We start from the raw sequence: 16,985 nt of genomic DNA on the forward strand, positions 1-16,985 counted from the left end.
CGGCCGTGGCTGAGCCTTCCAGCTAATCGGCGGGGTAGCGCTGGATGCGGTTGCGCCCCTTGTCCTTGGCGGTATAGAGGGCATCGTCGGCCAGGGAAAGCAGGCGGAACAGGTCGTAGCCGGCTTCCTTCGAGCTGACGATACCGATGCTGACGCTGAGGGCTCCCGGCTCCTGGAACGGCAGCTCGGCGAATTCCCGGCGAATGCGTTCGGCCACCTGGGCGCCGGCCTCGTCGTCGGCATCGGCCAGCAGGCAGGCGAACTCCTCGCCACCGATCCGGCCGAACACGTCCTGTTTGCGCATGCTGCCGACGGCAATGCGGGTGAAGGCCACCAGGGCCTCGTCGCCGGTAGCGTGGCCATAGCTGTCGTTGAGGCGCTTGAAGTGGTCGAGGTCGCAGAGCAGCAGGGCTGCCGGTTCGCCCCGATGCTCGCAGCTTTCCAGCAGGTACTCGCCTGTGGTCATGAAGGCGCGGCGATTGCCGACGCCGGTGAGCGGGTCGCAATAAGCGGCGGCACGGAATTTCAGCTCAGCGCGCTCCTTGACCATGGCCAGGGTGACGAAGGCGATGCCGATGGCGTAGAGAAGGGTCTCGAACACCAGCAGGGAAAAGAAGCTGGTGCCCTGGCCGCTGCTGGCGATCGCCATGTCGGACGGCATGCCACGATCGACGACGATGCGCACGCTGTAGAAGACCATGTGGAACAGGGTCAGGGCCAGGGCCGGCAGGTAGGCCACTTCCAGGCTCTTGCGGCTGTGCCAGAGCTCATGGGCGCCAAGGCCGCAATAGCCGACGGTGATCAGCGAACTGACCGCCACCCGCACCGTCAGGGAGTCGTAGAACGCCGGATTGAGGCACAGGACCGACCAGATCACCGCGCCGGCGCAGATGCCTGGAAGATGCGGCTGGCGCCCGGCGAACACGCGCATGGCCGTCCAGTTCATGGCCGCGCAGAACTGCAGCACCACGTTGCCCAGTACCAGGGACACGAAGTCCATGCCCACGCCACGCAGGCTGACCAGCACGGTCCCCAGGGCACCGAGCAACAGCATGGCGGCCAGGTAGCCCAGGGTCGGTTCGCGGCGACCACGGCGCCAGGCATGCAGCGTAAGCAGGCCCACCAGTACGAGGACGTAGATGTCCACCAATACCAGGGTGGGGACGTTCAATTGCATGGGCCCTCCTCCCGGCGCGAACGGGGCGACAAGCGGCAGAAGATGGCAGGGCGTGTTGGCATGGTGGCCAGCATGTGCGAAGCGGGTTCCTGCCAAGCACTTTAAGTCGGCGCGGAAGGGGGCGCCAGCGCCAAACCGGACTGTTCGCGACAGGCCCCAGGGAGTAGAGTCGCCGCCATCGTCTGGCCCATGGATATCCCGATGAACGCCCCCGCCAAACCCCTCGCCGGCCTCAAGGTGATCGAACTCGGCACACTGATCGCCGGCCCCTTCGCGTCGCGCCTGTGCGCAGAGTTCGGCGCCGAGGTCATCAAGATCGAATCCCCCGATGGCGGCGACCCGCTGCGCAAATGGCGCAAACTCTATGAAGGCACTTCGCTCTGGTGGTTCGTGCAGGCGCGCAACAAGAAGTCGCTGACGTTGAACCTCAAGCACCCCGAGGGCCAGGAAGTCCTCAAGAAGCTGCTGGCCGAGGCGGACATCCTGATCGAGAACTTCCGCCCCGGCGTGCTGGAGAAACTGGGCGTGGGCTGGGACGTGATCCACGCCCTGAACCCGAAGCTGGTGATGGTGCGCCTGTCCGGCTTCGGCCAGAGTGGCCCCTACAAGGACCAGCCGGGCTTCGGTGCGGTGGGTGAGTCCATGGGCGGGCTGCGCTATATCACCGGTTTCGAGGACCGCCCGCCAGTACGGACCGGCATTTCCATCGGCGACTCCATCGCCGCCCTTTGGGGCGTGATCGGCGCGCTGATGGCGCTGCGCCACCGGGAAGTGAACGGCGGCCAGGGCCAGGTGGTGGACGTAGCGCTCTACGAGGCGGTGTTCGCCATGATGGAAAGCATGGTGCCGGAGTTCGATGTGTTCGGTTTCATCCGCGAACGCACCGGCAACATCATGCCCGGCATCACCCCCTCCTCCATCCACACCGCCGCCGACGGCCGCCATGTGCAGATCGGCGCGAACGGTGATGCCATCTTCAAGCGCTTCATGTTCGCCATTGACCGCGACGATCTGGCCAATGATCCGACGCTTGCCAGCAACGACGGGCGCGATGCGCGCCGCGATGAGCTCTACGGGGTGATCGACCGCTGGGTGGGCTCACTGCCACTGGACGAGGTATTGGCCGCGCTGAACCGCGCGGAGGTGCCGGCCAGCCGCATCTTCTCCGCCGAGGATATGTTCGCCGACCCGCAGTTCCTGGCCCGCGAGATGTTCCTCTCGGCGAAGCTGCCGGACGGCAAGCCGTTCAAGATGCCGGGCATCGTGCCCAAGCTCTCCGACACGCCCGGCTCCAGCGAATGGATCGGCCCGGAGCTGGGCGAGCACAACGCCGAGGTGCTGGCCTCCCTGGGCTACAGCGCCGAGCAGGTGGCGGCGTTGAGGGGGGATGGGGCGATTTGACGTCAAGCGGGACGGCTTTTCTGTAGGGGCGAATTCATTCGCCAAGCAGGCCGAAGGTCTGCCCCGCGAGGCCGAAGAGGCATGCTGCGCATCCCTTGGCGAATGAATTCGCCCCTACAAGCAATCTCCTTACACGAACAAAAAAAGGCCGGCCCCTTTCGGGAGCCGGCCTTTTCGTTCTGGCGCCTGACTTACAGCGGCTTGCCGCGGTTGCCATGCTGGCTGACGAAGGCCTGGATCTGCTTCAGGTCGTTCGGCAGCACGGTGCAGCGTTCCTCGCGCTGGAACAGATCGGCGAGGTGCGGCGGCAACGCCGGGGCCTGGCCAACGCCGGCCTTTTCCACCGCCTCGGGGAACTTGACCGGGTGCGCGGTGCCGAGGGTGACCATGGGGGTGGCCAGGCTGCGACGGCACTCGCGGGCGGCACGCACTCCGATGGCGGTGTGCGGGTCCAGCAGCTCGCCACACTCCTTGTGGACCTCGGCGATGGTTTCGCAGGTGGCTGCGTCATCCACGGCCAGGGAATCGAAAAGTTTACGCGCTTCGGTCCAGCGGTCTTCCTCGACGCTGAAGCCGCCACCTTGCTTGAAGGTGTCCATCAGGTTGGCGATGGCGCCACCGTTGCGGCCGTGCAGGTCGAACAGCAGGCGCTCGAAGTTGGACGAAACCATGATGTCCATCGACGGCGACAGGGTCGGGTGCAGGGTGTCCTTGACGTACTGGTTGCCGCTCATGAAGCGGTGCAGGATGTCGTTGCGGTTGGTGGCGACGATCAGCTGGCTGATCGGCAGGCCCATGTTGCGCGCCAGGTAGCCGGCGAAGATGTCGCCGAAGTTGCCGGTGGGCACGGAGAAGGCCACGGAACGGGCCGGACCGCCGAGCTGCAGGGCTGCGTGGAAGTAGTAGACGATCTGGGCCATGATCCGCGCCCAGTTGATCGAGTTGACCGCCACCAGACGGGTGCCCTTGAGGAAGCCCTGGTCCGCGAAGCTGGCCTTGACCATCTCCTGGCAGTCGTCGAAGTTGCCCTCGACCGCGATGTTATGGATGTTGTCGCCGAGGATGGTGGTCATCTGGCGACGCTGCACCTCGGACACGCGGTTATGCGGGTGCATGATGAAGATGTCGACATGCTCGCAGGCCTTGCAGCCTTCGATGGCAGCCGAACCGGTGTCGCCGGAAGTGGCGCCCATGATCACCACGCGCTCGCCACGCTTGCTCAGCACATGGTCGAGCAGGCGACCCAGCAGTTGCAGGGCGAAGTCCTTGAATGCCAGGGTCGGGCCGTGGAACAGCTCCAGCACCCACTCATTGCCGTTCAACTGGCGCAGCGGCGCCACGGCGTTGTGGGCGAAGACGCCGTAGGTCTCTTCGAGGATCTTCTTGAAGTCCGCGTCGGAAATGCTGCCGGCGACGAAGGGGCGCATCACACGGAAGGCCAGTTCGTGGTACGGCAGGCCGGCCCAGGAGGCGATCTCTTCCTGGGTGAAGCGCGGCAGGTTTTCCGGGACGTAGAGGCCGCCGTCGCTGGCCAGGCCAGCCAGCAGCACGTCTTCGAAGTTCAGGGCCGGAGCCTGGCCGCGGGTACTGATATAGCGCATGTCTTAAAACCTTGGTTTCGAGCGGCCGGGGCTGGCGCGTCGCTCCGGGGGATCGCCCCTCGCGGCCGCGCTCTGGTCCGGCGGCTGCTTAGTTCAGTTGCTCGACGCGGATGCGCACTACGCTGCCTACCACGTCTTCCAGAGCTTCCAGCGCGGCGATGGCGTCGTTGACGCGCGCCTCGACGACCCGGTGGGTAACCAGGATCATCGGCACCAGGCCGTCCTGCTCTTCGACTTCTTTCTGCATGATGGATTCGATATTGATGCCGCGCTCCGACAGGATGGTCGCGACCTGCGCCAGCACGCCCGGATGGTCCTTGGCCTGGATGCGCAGGTAGTAGGCGCTCTCGCAGGCTTCGATCGGCAGGATCGGGTGGTCGGACAGCGAGTCCGGCTGGAAGGCCAGGTGCGGCACATGGTTTTCCGGGTCGGTGGTCAGCGCGCGGACCACGTCCACCACGTCGGCGACCACGGCAGAGGCGGTGGCCTCCATGCCGGCACCAGCGCCGTAGTAGAGGGTACTGCCGGCGGCGTCGCCGTTGACCATCACGGCGTTCATCACGCCGTTGACGTTGGCGATCAGGCGGTCGGCCGGGATCAGGGTCGGATGCACGCGCAGCTCGAAGCCGCTGTCGGTACGGCGCGCCACGCCCAGGTGCTTGATGCGGTAGCCCAGTGCCTCGGCATAGTTGACGTCGGCGCTGGTCAGTTTCGAGATGCCTTCGGTGTAGGCCTTGTCGAACTGCAGCGGGATGCCGAAGGCGATGGACGCGAGGATGGTCAGCTTATGGGCGGCGTCGATGCCTTCGACGTCGAAGGTCGGGTCGGCTTCGGCGTATCCCAGGGCCTGGGCTTCCTTCAGCACGTCTTCGAAGGCGCGGCCTTTCTCACGCATTTCGGTGAGGATGAAGTTGCCGGTGCCGTTGATGATGCCGGCCAGCCAGTTGATGCGGTTGGCGGAGAGGCCTTCGCGGATGGCCTTGATCACCGGGATACCACCGGCGACAGCGGCTTCGAAGGCGACCATGACGCCCTTCTCGCGAGCCTTGGCGAAGATTTCGTTGCCGTGCACGGCGATCAGCGCCTTGTTGGCGGTCACCACGTGCTTGCCGTTCTCGATGGCCTTCAGAACCAGCTCACGCGCCTGGGTGTAGCCACCGATCAGTTCAATGACGATGTCGATTTCCGGGTTGTTGACCACGTCGAAGATGTCGGCGGTGATGGGGGTAGCGCCGGTTTCACACTTCGGGTTGGGACGACGAGCGGCAATCTGGGCAACCTCGATTCCACGCCCGGCACGGCGGGCAATCTCCTCGGCGTTGCGTTTGAGTACGTTGAAGGTGCCGCCACCGACGGTCCCAAGGCCACAGATGCCTACTTTTACCGGCTTCACGCTGAACTCCCCATCATCACTGCGAAAACGGCCGGGGGTGCCCCGGCCGAGGAAAAGAGCCGCACTTTACGAAGCGGCTGAATATTGGTCAATCAAGGCAGGCGCCCGGATTACTTGGCCTCCAGGGCCAACTTTGCAAGCTGTGGAGCGGGCTGATACCCCGGAATCATCTGGCCGTTGCCCAGCACGATGGCCGGGGTGCCGTTGACGCCGATCAGTTGGCCCAGTTCGAATTGCTTGGCCACCGGGTTGTCGCAGGTTGCGGCCGGCAGCTCCTCGCGGGATTTGGCCTTGTTCATGGCGGCCTGACGATCCTTGCTGCACCAGACGCTGACCAGGCTGTTGTAGCCGTGGCTGCCGATGCCCTGGCGCGGGAAGGCGACGTAGCGCACTTCGATACCGCGACGGTTCAGCTCGGGCACTTCGCTGTGCAGTTTCTGGCAATAGCCACAGTCGGTGTCGGTGAACACGGTGATGTGGGCCTTGGCCGGGTCCTTGGGCGCAAACACGACCATCTCGCTGGTGGGGATGGCGTTGATTTCCTTGGCGATGGAGCGGCTCTCGGCCTGCTCGGTGAGGTTCACCGGCTTGCCGTTCTGCACGTGGTAGAGGTAGCCCTGCATCAGGTACTGGCCGTTAGCGCTGGTGTAGAGCATCCGGCCGCCCTTGAGCTGGACCTGGTAGATGCCGGTCATCGGGCTTTCGCCGATGGATTCGATGGGCAGGCCGAGCTGCAGCGCATCAAGGGTTTTGCGGATGGCCTGGTCCGGGTCGGCGGCGAGGCTGAGGGTGCTGGCGAGGCCGAGGGCCAGGCCGGCGATGAGACGGGTCACGCGCATGGGTACTCCTGTCGAGCGGCGGACGTGCGGAAATCGCTCAAGCCTACCACAGAAGCCCTGGCGCGCAGACGACAGACGCCCGGCGGAAACTGTAGGCAGCCGGCCGGCACTGCGTCGGCCTCATCCACGAGGGTGATGCCGTGCGTGCAGCTCCTGCAGGCGGGCGCGGGCGATGTGGGTGTAGATCTGGGTGGTGGACAGGTCACTGTGGCCAAGCAGCATCTGCACCACCCGCAGGTCGGCACCATGGTTGAGCAGGTGGGTGGCGAACGCGTGGCGCAGGGTGTGTGGCGAGAGGGACTTGCTGATCCCGGCCACCTGGGCCTGGTGTTTGATCCTGTACCAGAAGGTCTGGCGGGTCATCTGCTCGCCACGCAGGCTGGGAAACAGCACATCGCTGGGTTTGCCATCGAGGAGGGACGGGCGGGCCTCCCGTTGATAGCGTTCGAGCCAGGCGATGGCTTCCTCGCCCAGAGGCACCAGACGCTCCTTGCTGCCCTTGCCGAAGACCCTGAGCACGCCCTGGCGCAGGTTGACCTGCTCCAGGGTCAGGCTTACCAGCTCGGTGACCCGCAGGCCGCAGGCGTAGAGCACCTCGAGCATGGCGCGGTCACGCAGGCCGATGGGGTCATCCAGCTCCGGGGCTTCCAGCAAAGCCTCCACATCCGCCTCGGAGAGCGACTTGGGCAACGGCCGCCCCAGTTGCGGCAGGTCCACCTGCAGGGTCGGGTCCTCGAGGATCAGGTTTTCCCGCAGCAGGAAACGGTAGAAGCCCCGCAGCCCGGAAAGGAAGCGTGCGGTGGAGCGGGCCTTGTAGCCCTGCTCCAGGCGCCAGGCAAGGTGATCGAGGATCAGGTCGCGCCCAGCCTTGTCGAGGGCGATGCCGCGCTCGTCGAGCCAGCTGTTGAAATGCGCCAGGTCGCTGCGATAGGCGGAGCGGGTGTGTTCGGACAAGCCTTTTTCCAGCCAGAGGGCATCGAGGAAGCGGTCGATCAGTACGTGGTCTAGCGTGGGCATGAAGGGCTGCCTTGTCTGTACGAGGCGCTAGTCTTCCATAGGGCTGTATCCGATTCATCCCCGAGAAGGACTTCCGATGAGCGAACACCACATCCTGCTAGGCCTGGGCGGTATTGGCGCAAACACACTGACAGACGGCATGGCCAGCCTATCCTTAGTCTGGTGACAGGGTCGTGCTGGCCGTGGATGATTCCATCTTGCTATCACCCACCACGGGTACCGGAACATGGCCAACCAAGTGAACTCCCGCCTGGGGCAGATCCTCATCAACCGGGGTCTGATTACCTCCCAGCAACTGGACGCCGCGATCAAGATGCAGCTCACCAGCAGGATGCGTCTGGGTGAAGTACTGATAGCGCAAGGCCTGCTGACCCAGAAGCAACTGACCAAGGCCCTGAAGAAGCAGAGCAACCTGCGTCTGGCGGCGACGCTCGTGGCGGCGTTGATGAGCCCCTTCCAAGTGGCCAGTGCCGACATCCAGCGCCTGCAACCGCCCGCGAGCATCAGTCGCCAGGAAACCCCGCAGGGGCTGCGTCCGCTGAGCGACATGGAGATGAGCAATGTCAGCGCCCAAGGGCTGGATGAGGTGCTACAGGGCTTGTTCCTGCAAGCGGAAAGCGGCGATGGCCTGGGCGCGGTCAAGCAACTGGCGAGGCTGGTGATGCCGGTGCTGGACAGCCTGGATTCGGAAACCTCAATGAAAGATGTGGTCTATGACACCCGCAATCTGACCTCGGCGGTCAATCCCGACGGCTCGGTGAACCTGCGCCTACCCAGCTCTATCGGTGAGCTGCGCTTCGAGAATATCCGCGTGGCCGGCGCCCCACAGAACCAGAGTTTCGGCAGCCTGACGCTGAACAACATCGACCTGTCGCAGGCTTCGCTGAAGATCAGCATGCGCCACTGACCTTCCCCCGGAAACGCAAGAAGGCACCCGAGGGTGCCTTCTTCATTCATGCAGCGGTGGCTGCCAGGGGAAATTCCGGCAGGACTTGCACTGGGCGCTTTTCGTCGTCGATCGCGACGAAGCTGAACAGGCCACTGATAGCCTTCTCGCGGGAGGCGCTGTACATGTCCTCGACGAACACGCCGACCTCCACCTTGAGGCTGGTATTGCCCACCTTCACCACGCGTCCTACCAACTCGACGATGGTTCCTGCCGGGATGGGATGCTTGAAGTCGATCCGGTCGCTGGAAACCGTCACCAGCGGCAGACGGCAGAAGCGCGTCGCGGTGATGAAGGACACCTCATCCATCCAGGCCAGGGCGGTACCGCCGAACAGCGTGTTGTGATGGTTGGTGCTGGGCGGGAATACCGCCTTGGTTACCCGGCTCTCGGACAGCTCGGTCCGACGGGCGATTTCTTGATCTCTCGGGGTCATGCCACTACTACCTGAATCGAACCCTTGTGGCTGCCACGCGTGCGGCGATGCTTGTCGTTCTTGTGTGCTGCCGGACAGGCAGGAATATCCCGACTGGCCATCCCAGCGGGGGGCGAATTATCCCCGCGCACAGGCAAGAAAAAACCCGCCGAGGCGAACCAGGGCGGGTTTTTCGAGGAAAGCTGCGTCGATTAGACCAGCTTTTCCTTGATACGAGCTGCCTTGCCGGACAGGTCGCGGAGGTAGTACAGCTTGGCCTTGCGCACGTCGCCGCGACGCTTGACGGACAGGCTGTCAACCAGCGGGGAGTAGGTCTGGAAGGTACGCTCAACGCCTACGCCGTTGGAGATCTTGCGCACGGTGAAAGCGCTGTTCAGGCCGCGGTTACGCTTGGCGATGACCACACCTTCGAAGGCCTGCAGACGAGCACGGTCGCCTTCCTTCACTTTAACTTGAACGATTACGGTGTCGCCCGGGGCGAAGGCCGGAATCACTTTGCTCATTTGTTCAGCTTCGATCTGCTGAATGATCTTGTTGGTCATCGCTATGCTCCTAAGACAGGCCTTCTGGGCGTGCCATCGATACGTTAACTATCGTTCCGCTGGCGGATGTATTCCTCCAGCAGCTTTTTCTCTTCTCCAGAAAGCGAGCGGCAATCCAGAAGATCAGCCCGACGTTCCCAGGTGCGCCCAAGCGCCTGCTGCAAACGCCATCGCCGGATGTGTTCGTGGTTGCCGCTGAGCAGCACCTCGGGAACACGCTTGCCTGCATACAGCTCCGGACGGGTGTAATGCGGGCAATCGAGCAGGCCATCCGTAAAGGAGTCCTCCTCGGCGGAGTCCGCGTGGCCCAACGCACCGGGCAGCAACCGCGTCACCGCATCGATCAGTACCATGGCCGGCAGCTCACCGCCGGACAGGACGTAGTCACCGATCGACCATTCCTCATCGACGTGCTCCTCAATGAAGCGTTCGTCGATGCCTTCGTAGCGTCCAGCGATAAGGATCAATGCATCCTCGTTCGCCAGCTCGCGCACGGCTGCCTGCTTGAGCTGGCGCCCCTGCGGCGAGAGGTAGATCACCTTCGCTCGCTCCCCCGTCGCTGCCTTGGCTGCCGCCAGGGCCCGTTCCAGGGGCTGGATCTTCATCACCATGCCAGGACCACCGCCGAAGGGCCGATCATCCACCGTCTGGTGGCGGTCTTCGGTGAAGCTCCGCGGATTCCAGCAATTGAGCTTGAGCAGCCCTTGCTTCACCGCACGGCTGGTGATGCCGTACTCGCTGATGGCAGCGAACATCTCGGGAAATATGCTGATGACTCCGACCTGCATGCTTTTCATGTCAGGCCCTCAGAAATCAACGTCCCATTCCACCTGCATCTCACCGGCGTCCAGATCAATCGACAACACACACTGCTCCGTGTAGGGCAGAAGGCGTTCGCGATCATCAAGGCTGCCAGCACAGGGCTTGACCACCATCACATCGTTGGCGCCGGTCTCCAGGAGGTGATCGATGCGGCCGAGCAGGTGCCCGTCCTGGTTGATCACGTTGAGACCTTCCAACTGGTGCCAGTAGAACTCGTCCGCTTCAAGCTCCGGCAGTTCACTGGAGGGAACACAGATTTCAAAACCTGCGTAGGTACGAGCGACCTCGCGGTCGTCCAACCCCTTCAGCCTTACTACCAGGACCTTGCCATGGACGCGTCCGCTAGCAACTTCGACCTGCTTCACCTCGTTGTCACGCCTGAGCGTCCAACGGTGGTAATCAAGCACGTTATCCAGCGGATCGGTGAAGGAGTAGACCTTCACCTCGCCACGTACGCCATGCACCGAGAAAATCTTGCCGAGAACGATGAATTCATCGGCGGGAGCCGGCGTCGTGCTCATAAAGATGCTTAGGCAGCAGCCTTGGCAGCTTCCTTCAGCAGCTGAGCAACGCGCTCAGACGGCTGGGCGCCCTGGCTCAGCCAGTAGCTGACGCGCTCCTGGTTTACGGAGAGCTTCACTTCAGCACCCTGAGCAACCGGGTTGAAGAAGCCGACGCGCTCTACGAAGCGACCATCGCGCGCGTTGCGGCTGTTGGTCACGGTCAGGTGGTAGAAGGGGCGCTTCTTGGAGCCGCCACGGGCAAGACGGATGGTTACCATTGAACTTCGTTCCTATAGTCGGTGCTTTTCAAGCTGTGCACACACATGGGCCATGGGCCCGAAAGGCCGCATATTCTAAGGATTATCCGGCCGATTGCAAATCTCTTTTTGCTGGCCGCCGGTCGGCGGCCAGGTCTCACATCTTCGGCATGCCGCCGGGGAACATGCTGCCCATGCCGCGCATCATTTTGGCCATGCCGCCTTTGGCGGTGACCTTCTTCATCATTTTCTGCATCTGCTTGTGCTGCTTGATGAGGCGGCCGACGTCCTGCACCTGAGTACCGGAACCCAAGGCGATGCGGCGTTTGCGCGAGCCACTGATCACTTCCGGATCACGGCGCTCAGCAGGCGTCATGGAGTTGATGATCGCCTCCATCTGCTTGAACTGCTTCTCTGCCGCATTCTGGGCATTGCCCATCTGCGCCAGATTGACGCCACCGAGCATCGGCATCTTGTCCATGAGGCCGCCGAGGCCGCCCATGTTCTTCATCTGTTGCAGCTGGTCACGGAAGTCTTCGAGGTCGAAGCCCTTGCCCTTCTTGATCTTCTTGGCAAGCTTCTCGGCCTTCTCGCGGTCCATGGTCTGCTCGGCCTGCTCGATCAGGCTGAGCACGTCACCCATGCCGAGGATGCGCGAGGCGACGCGGTCCGGATGGAAGGGATCGAGGGCTTCGGTCTTCTCGCCCATGCCGAGGAACTTGATCGGCTTGCCAGTGATGGCGCGTACCGACAGTGCTGCACCGCCACGGGCATCGCCGTCCACCTTGGTCAGCACCACGCCGGTCAGCGGCAGGGCGTCATTGAAGGCCTTGGCGGTGTTGGCGGCGTCCTGGCCGGTCATGGCATCGACCACGAACAGGGTTTCCACCGGCGTGATCGCCGCGTGGACCTGCTTGATCTCATCCATCATCTCGGTGTCGATGTGCAGACGGCCGGCGGTGTCGACGATGACAACATCGATGAACTTGAGCTTGGCTTCATGAATCGCCGCCCGGGCGATATCCACCGGCTTCTGGCTGGTGTTGGACGGGAAGAAGGTGACGCCGATGTCGTTGGCCAGGGTTTCCAGCTGCTTGATCGCCGCCGGGCGGTAGACGTCCGCCGACACCACCAGCACGGACTTCTTCTTCCTCTCTTTAAGGAAGCGTGACAGCTTGCCCACGGTGGTGGTCTTGCCCGCACCCTGCAGGCCGGCCATCAGGATCACCGCCGGCGGCGCGGCGTTCAGCGCCAGGTCCTCGTTGGCGGCGCCCATCAGCTCCACCAGTTCGGCCTGGACGATCTTCACGAAGGCCTGGCCGGGGGTCAGGCTCTTGGAAACTTCGGTACCGACCGCACGGTCCTTGATCTTGCCGACGAAGTCCTTCACCACCGGCAGGGCGACGTCGGCTTCGAGCAGGGCCATGCGCACCTCGCGCAGGGTGTCCTTGATGTTGTCCTCGGTCAGCTTGGCCTTGCCGGTGACATGGCGCAGCGTCTGTGAGAGGCGGTCGGTAAGGTTTTCAAACATGCGCGTTCCTTTCGGGCTCTCGTGAGCCCCGGGTGAGCTTGCGGCAGGCGGCGGAGTATAACCAAGTGTCGCCGCCGCCGACACCGCCAGCGGTCTTTCACCGGCAGGCCTTGTATGCCACACTCACTGCCTTTCGGGCTTGCCTTACAAGGACTTATGCACCCTCTGCTGCCCAGCCTCCTGGCTGCATTCCTCTATGCGGGCACTACTGGTTACCAGGGCCTTCGCCTCAGCCAGCGTACAACGCCGGACAAGCGCCTGCTGATCCTCGGCGGCGGCCTGGCCCTGCTCGCCCATTGCACCGCACTCTTCCTCGAGCTGCTGACCCCTGCCGGGCTCTACCTGGACTTCTTCAACGCCGCCAGCCTGATCGCCGCAGCGGTGATCCTGCTGACCATCCTGGCCTCCACGCGGATACCCATCGAAAACCTGCTCCTGCTGCTGCTCCCCCTCGGCGCACTGACTGCACTGGCAGCGGCACTGGTACCGGGCGGCACCTCCCAGGCAATAGATGAAGCCCCGGGCATCCTCGCGCATATCCTGCTGTCGATACTGGCGTACGGCCTGCTGACCATGGCGGTATTCCAGGCGCTGCTGCTGCTCCTGCAGGACCACCAGCTCAAGCACAAGCACCCGTCCGGGCTGATCAAGAACTTCCCAGCCCTGCAAACCATGGAAAGCCTGCTGTTCAGCTTCCTCTGGGCAGGCTGGAGCCTGCTCTCGCTGTCGCTGATCTCTGGTTGGGTGTTCGTCGACAACCTGTTCGCCCAGCACCTTGCGCACAAGACCATCCTCTCCTGCATCGCCTGGGTGGTGTTCGGCGTGCTGATCTGGGGTCGTCACCAGCTCGGCTGGCGCGGGCACAAGGCCATTCGCTGGACCCTGGCGGGCTTCTGCCTGCTGATGCTGGCGTATTTCGGCAGCAAGCTGGTCCGCGAATTCATCCTCCACGTCTGAGTTGATCATGCACGGATTGCTCGCCGGCCTCCTCCTCGGAATCACTGTCTCCCTGGTAGCCGGCGCGCTAGTCGCCTGGCTGGCGACCCGGCGCCGCCACGGCGTGGAAATCCAGCCGCAAGCCCGCCTGCCCGTGGCGGTGACCGACGCGCTGCAGCGGGTCACCATCAGCTCCATCATGATTCCCCGCAGCGAGATGCAGGGCATCGACCTGGCGACCACGCCGGACGCGCTCCTCGCCCAGTTGCAGAGCGCCACCCACACGCGCCTGCCGCTTTACCGCGAAGACATCAACCAGATCGAAGGCATCCTTCACCTGCGCCAGTTGCCGCGCCTGCTGGCCGAGGGCCCACCCAGTGCCGAGCAGCTGTTGGCAGTGAGTCGCGAAACCTACTTCGTGCCGGAAAGCACGCCGCTGCTCACCCAACTGGTGAACTTCCAGAAGCAAAAGCGCCGCCTGGGAATCGTGGTAGACGAGTACGGCGACGTGGTGGGACTGGTCAGCCTGGAAGACATCTTCCAGGAACTGGTGGGCGAATTCGGCAGCCTGGAAGACTTCGCGCCCAATCCTGGCATTCAGTCACGCGAGGATGGCCGCTACGAGCTGGACGGCTCCCTGCACCTGCGCGAACTGAACCGGGTACTGGGCTGGCACCTGCCCTGCGACGGCCCGAAGACCCTCAATGGCCTGATCACCGAAGCCCTGGAACAGATTCCCGACTGCAGCGCCTGCCTGAAGGTCGGCCCCTATCGCCTGGAAATCCTCCAGTCCGGCGAGAACCGCGTGCAGCGGGTGCTCGCCTGGCGTGCCGCACTCACGCCCAAGGCCTAGGGGCCGCTGCGCCCCTCAACCTCATGCGCTGAGGTCGAGCACCAGACCCTCTGCCTCGCGCGTTGGCAGGGCCTCGACGATTAACCAGTCGGCGAGCGATTCGCCCCAGACCCGATACCCCAGCGACGACGGATGGTAGCCATCCAGCGCCAGGAACTCCGGGCGCATTTCCAGGCGGGTCGCGCAGCAAGCCAATCCCTCGCGCGCGGCCAGCTCTTCCAGTTGCCGATCCAGTATCCGCGCACGCCATCCCAGCAATTGGCGCAACAGCCAGGGTAATGCCGTGAAGTGCTGTAAAGGCGGCACGCCGGCCAGGGCAACCTGCGCACCGCGCTCGATGAAATGTCGCGCCAGCCCTGCAATGGCGACCTGCCAACTGCGGCTGGAACTGAAATGGGTGGTGTCGTTGACGCCGAAGACCAGCAACACCAGCTCGACGGGCTCATTGGCGACCAGCGGCAACAGGCGCTCCACGGCCTCACCAGCGGTAATGCCGTTCTCACCACAAGCGCGCCAGGCCACTGGGCGCGAAAGGCGCGAAGCGAGGGCGGCAGCCAATTGACCGGCCAGGGCGAAGTCCAGACAGGAAGCGCCGACGCCCACAACCGTGGACTCGCCAATCAGGAGAAGACGCAGGGGCTCCCCTTCGAGTTTGCTGCCGGCCAAACCGCTCTGCGGCCCGGCAGCCGGCGCCAGGCGAAGGGCCGCTCGACGGGCTTGCATGCCCATTGGCAGTGCCAGGGGCAGCAGCGGTAACGCCGCCGCCCACCAGCACAGCCCGGCCAGACGGATCACAGCTGGACATCGACCGCCTGGGCCGAACGGGTCGCCTTGGCCCGCGCCAGGTCAGTGGACTCGTCCCGCGCCAGCGCCACGCCCATGCGGCGCTGGCCGTCCACTTCGGGCTTGCCGAACAGGCGCAGAGCAGTGTCCGGTTCGCTGAGGGCAGCCCCCAGATTGCCGAAGCTGACCTGATTGGACTTGCCATCGACCAGGATCACCGCGGAGGCCGAAGGGCCCGCCTGGCGAATGACCGGGATCGGCAGGCCCAGGATGGCCCGTGCGTGCAGGGCGAACTCGGACAGGTCCTGGGAAATCAGGGTCACCAGACCGGTATCGTGCGGGCGCGGCGACACTTCGCTGAACCACACCTGGTCACCCTTGATGAACAGCTCGACGCCAAACAGGCCACGTCCGCCCAGGGCCTCGGTCACCGCCTGGGCGATGCGTTCGGATTCGGCCAGGGCTTTCGGGCTCATGGCTTGAGGCTGCCAGGACTCGTGATAGTCGCCCTTCACCTGACGATGGCCGATGGGCGCGCAGAAGCTGGTGCCGCCGATGTGACGCACGGTCAGCAACGTGATCTCGTAATCGAAATCGATGAAGCCCTCGACAATCACCCGGCCCTTGCCGGCGCGGCCGCCTTCCTGGGCGTAGTCCCAGGCGGCCTTGAGGTCGGCGTCGGATTTCAGTACCGACTGGCCCTTGCCGGACGAGCTCATGATCGGCTTGGCCACACAGGGGTAGCCGACGCTGGCCACCGCCGCGCTGTAGTCTTCGAACGTATCGGCGAAGTGGTACGGCGAAGTGGGGACACCCAGCTCTTCGGCCGCGAGGCGACGGATGCCTTCGCGGTTCATGGTCAGTTGGGCAGCGCGAGCGGTCGGCACTACGGTGAAGCCTTCAGCCTCCAGCTCAACCAGGGTTGCGGTGGCGATGGCTTCGATCTCCGGCACGATGTAGTGCGGTTTTTCCTGCTCGATCACCGCGCGCAGGGCGGCACCGTCCAGCATGCTGATGACGTGACTGCGATGAGCCACTTGCATGGCCGGGGCGTCGGCATAACGGTCAACGGCGATCACTTCGCAGCCGAGGCGCTGCAGTTCGATCACCACCTCCTTGCCGAGCTCGCCGGAGCCACACAGCAGTACACGGGTCGCGCTGGGCGACAAGGGGGTTCCAATACGGGGCATGTCATTTCCTCGGGGAGTCAAGAAGCCTGAGTCGGGGGTGTAATGAAAAGGCCGCTGGCCTTGGCGCGCTCGAAACAGCGCACCAGCACTTCACGACGCTCGGTATTGTCCATGCGACCCCAGCGGGTGATTTCGTCGGCGGTGCGCTGGCAACCGCTGCAGACGTCATGGTCGTCCAGCACGCAGACCTGCACACAGGGCGAGCGAACGGGGCGTTCGGCGTCCATCAGTCGTCCTGCTCGGCCAGATCGCGGGCGTAGCGCTGGGCGTTATGCACGTAGTGGGCTGCACTGGCTTCGAGCATTTTCTTCTGTTGCTCGGTCAGCTCGCGCACCACCTTGCCGGGGGACCCCATGACCAGCGAGCCATCGGGGATTTCCTTGCCCTCGGGAATCAGCGCATTGGCGCCGATGATGCAGTACTTGCCGATCTTCGCGCCGTTGAGCACCACGGCGTTGATGCCGATCAGGCTGAAATCACCCACCGAGCAGCCGTGCAGCATGGCGTTGTGACCGATGGTGACGGAGCGGCCGATGTTCAGCGGGTAGCCCATGTCGGTGTGCATCACAGTGCCATCCTGGACGTTGCTGTTCTCACCAATGTGGATCAGCTCGTTGTCGCCGCGCAGTACGGCACCGAACCAGACGCTGGCGCCGGCGTCCAGGCGAACCTTGCCCACCAGGGTGGCAGTGGGGGCGGTCCAGCTGTCAGGGTGGGTTTCGACCTGGGCGGTTCCAAGGCGGTATTTCATCAGGCGC

At 64.0% G+C, this 16,985-nt stretch carries 19 protein-coding genes; 4 read left to right on the forward strand and 15 right to left on the reverse strand.

Going from position 1 to position 16,985, the window contains the following annotated elements; genetic code table 11:
• Positions 1-22: 22 nt before the first annotated feature.
• Positions 23-1,177 (reverse strand): GGDEF domain-containing protein, encoded by a 1,155-nt coding sequence (locus THL1_RS23030; protein ID WP_069085399.1) that lies wholly within the window; start codon positions 1,175-1,177, stop codon positions 23-25.
• A gap of 201 nt (positions 1,178-1,378) precedes the next feature.
• Between THL1_RS23030 and THL1_RS23035 the strand changes: the two genes are divergently transcribed.
• Complete coding sequence (locus tag THL1_RS23035; RefSeq protein ID WP_069085400.1) at positions 1,379-2,578, forward strand: CaiB/BaiF CoA transferase family protein; 1,200 nt, start codon at positions 1,379-1,381, stop codon at positions 2,576-2,578.
• 191 nt (positions 2,579-2,769) lie between these two features.
• On the opposite strand, the gene thrC is transcribed toward THL1_RS23035, so the two are convergent.
• The 4 genes from thrC to xerD form a co-directional block, all read right to left on the reverse strand.
• A complete protein-coding gene (gene thrC, locus THL1_RS23040) occupies positions 2,770-4,179 on the reverse strand; it encodes a threonine synthase (RefSeq protein ID WP_069085401.1) in 1,410 nt (469 codons plus the stop codon).
• A gap of 88 nt (positions 4,180-4,267) precedes the next feature.
• The gene (locus THL1_RS23045; RefSeq protein ID WP_069085402.1) at positions 4,268-5,572 is read right to left on the reverse strand and encodes a homoserine dehydrogenase; all 1,305 of its coding nucleotides are present in this window, start codon (positions 5,570-5,572) and stop codon (positions 4,268-4,270) included.
• Between the two features lie 110 nt (positions 5,573-5,682).
• Complete coding sequence (locus THL1_RS23050; protein ID WP_069085403.1) at positions 5,683-6,411, reverse strand: DsbC family protein; 729 nt, start codon at positions 6,409-6,411, stop codon at positions 5,683-5,685.
• Between the two features lie 120 nt (positions 6,412-6,531).
• Entirely contained in the window at positions 6,532-7,428 is an 897-nt protein-coding gene (xerD, locus tag THL1_RS23055) for a site-specific tyrosine recombinase XerD (protein ID WP_069085404.1), read from the reverse strand.
• Between the two features lie 226 nt (positions 7,429-7,654).
• On the opposite strand from xerD, the gene THL1_RS23060 reads away from it, so the two are divergent.
• Positions 7,655-8,335, forward strand: coding sequence for a hypothetical protein (locus THL1_RS23060; RefSeq protein WP_069085405.1), 681 nt, complete (start codon positions 7,655-7,657; stop codon positions 8,333-8,335).
• A gap of 46 nt (positions 8,336-8,381) precedes the next feature.
• On the opposite strand, the gene THL1_RS23065 is transcribed toward THL1_RS23060, so the two are convergent.
• The 6 genes from THL1_RS23065 to ffh all read right to left on the reverse strand — a co-directional run bounded on the left by THL1_RS23065 (position 8,382) and on the right by ffh (position 12,465).
• The gene (locus tag THL1_RS23065) at positions 8,382-8,810 is read right to left on the reverse strand and encodes an acyl-CoA thioesterase (protein ID WP_069085406.1); all 429 of its coding nucleotides are present in this window, start codon (positions 8,808-8,810) and stop codon (positions 8,382-8,384) included.
• A gap of 191 nt (positions 8,811-9,001) precedes the next feature.
• Positions 9,002-9,352, reverse strand: coding sequence for a 50S ribosomal protein L19 (rplS, locus tag THL1_RS23070; RefSeq protein WP_069085407.1), 351 nt, complete (start codon positions 9,350-9,352; stop codon positions 9,002-9,004).
• A gap of 44 nt (positions 9,353-9,396) precedes the next feature.
• Complete coding sequence (gene trmD, locus THL1_RS23075) at positions 9,397-10,149, reverse strand: tRNA (guanosine(37)-N1)-methyltransferase TrmD (protein WP_069085408.1); 753 nt, start codon at positions 10,147-10,149, stop codon at positions 9,397-9,399.
• Positions 10,150-10,158: 9 nt separating this feature from the next.
• On the reverse strand, positions 10,159-10,695 hold the full coding sequence (rimM, locus tag THL1_RS23080) for a ribosome maturation factor RimM (protein ID WP_069085409.1): 537 nt from the start codon (positions 10,693-10,695) through the stop codon (positions 10,159-10,161).
• Between the two features lie 8 nt (positions 10,696-10,703).
• The gene (gene rpsP / locus THL1_RS23085) at positions 10,704-10,955 is read right to left on the reverse strand and encodes a 30S ribosomal protein S16 (RefSeq protein ID WP_069085410.1); all 252 of its coding nucleotides are present in this window, start codon (positions 10,953-10,955) and stop codon (positions 10,704-10,706) included.
• 136 nt (positions 10,956-11,091) lie between these two features.
• The gene (gene ffh, locus THL1_RS23090) at positions 11,092-12,465 is read right to left on the reverse strand and encodes a signal recognition particle protein (protein ID WP_069085411.1); all 1,374 of its coding nucleotides are present in this window, start codon (positions 12,463-12,465) and stop codon (positions 11,092-11,094) included.
• Positions 12,466-12,621: 156 nt separating this feature from the next.
• Between ffh and THL1_RS23095 the strand changes: the two genes are divergently transcribed.
• On the forward strand, positions 12,622-13,422 hold the full coding sequence (locus THL1_RS23095; RefSeq protein WP_069085412.1) for a cytochrome C assembly family protein: 801 nt from the start codon (positions 12,622-12,624) through the stop codon (positions 13,420-13,422).
• A 7-nt stretch (positions 13,423-13,429) separates the two neighbouring features.
• Positions 13,430-14,254, forward strand: coding sequence for a transporter associated domain-containing protein (locus THL1_RS23100; protein ID WP_069085413.1), 825 nt, complete (start codon positions 13,430-13,432; stop codon positions 14,252-14,254).
• A gap of 21 nt (positions 14,255-14,275) precedes the next feature.
• Here THL1_RS23100 and THL1_RS23105 read toward each other — a convergent pair whose 3' ends face one another.
• Genes THL1_RS23105 through THL1_RS23120 form a run of 4 tightly spaced genes read right to left on the reverse strand, consistent with a single transcriptional unit; the run spans position 14,276 to position 16,978 of the window.
• Entirely contained in the window at positions 14,276-15,049 is a 774-nt protein-coding gene (locus tag THL1_RS23105) for an SGNH/GDSL hydrolase family protein (RefSeq protein WP_069085414.1), read from the reverse strand.
• A complete protein-coding gene (gene purT / locus THL1_RS23110; protein ID WP_069085415.1) occupies positions 15,046-16,227 on the reverse strand; it encodes a formate-dependent phosphoribosylglycinamide formyltransferase in 1,182 nt (393 codons plus the stop codon). The genes THL1_RS23105 and purT overlap by 4 nt, the downstream gene beginning before the upstream one ends.
• Positions 16,228-16,244: 17 nt before the next feature.
• Positions 16,245-16,454 carry a DUF1289 domain-containing protein gene (locus THL1_RS23115; RefSeq protein ID WP_162493737.1) on the reverse strand — a complete coding sequence of 70 codons (210 nt, stop codon included), beginning with the start codon at positions 16,452-16,454 and terminating at the stop codon, positions 16,245-16,247.
• Positions 16,454-16,978: a gamma carbonic anhydrase family protein gene (locus THL1_RS23120; protein ID WP_069085417.1), complete on the reverse strand. Its 525-nt coding sequence runs from the start codon at positions 16,976-16,978 to the stop codon at positions 16,454-16,456. The genes THL1_RS23115 and THL1_RS23120 overlap by 1 nt, the downstream gene beginning before the upstream one ends.
• Between the last annotated feature and the right edge of the window lie 7 nt (positions 16,979-16,985).

This window comes from Pseudomonas sp. TCU-HL1, from assembly GCF_001708505.1.
GTDB lineage: Bacteria > Pseudomonadota > Gammaproteobacteria > Pseudomonadales > Pseudomonadaceae > Metapseudomonas.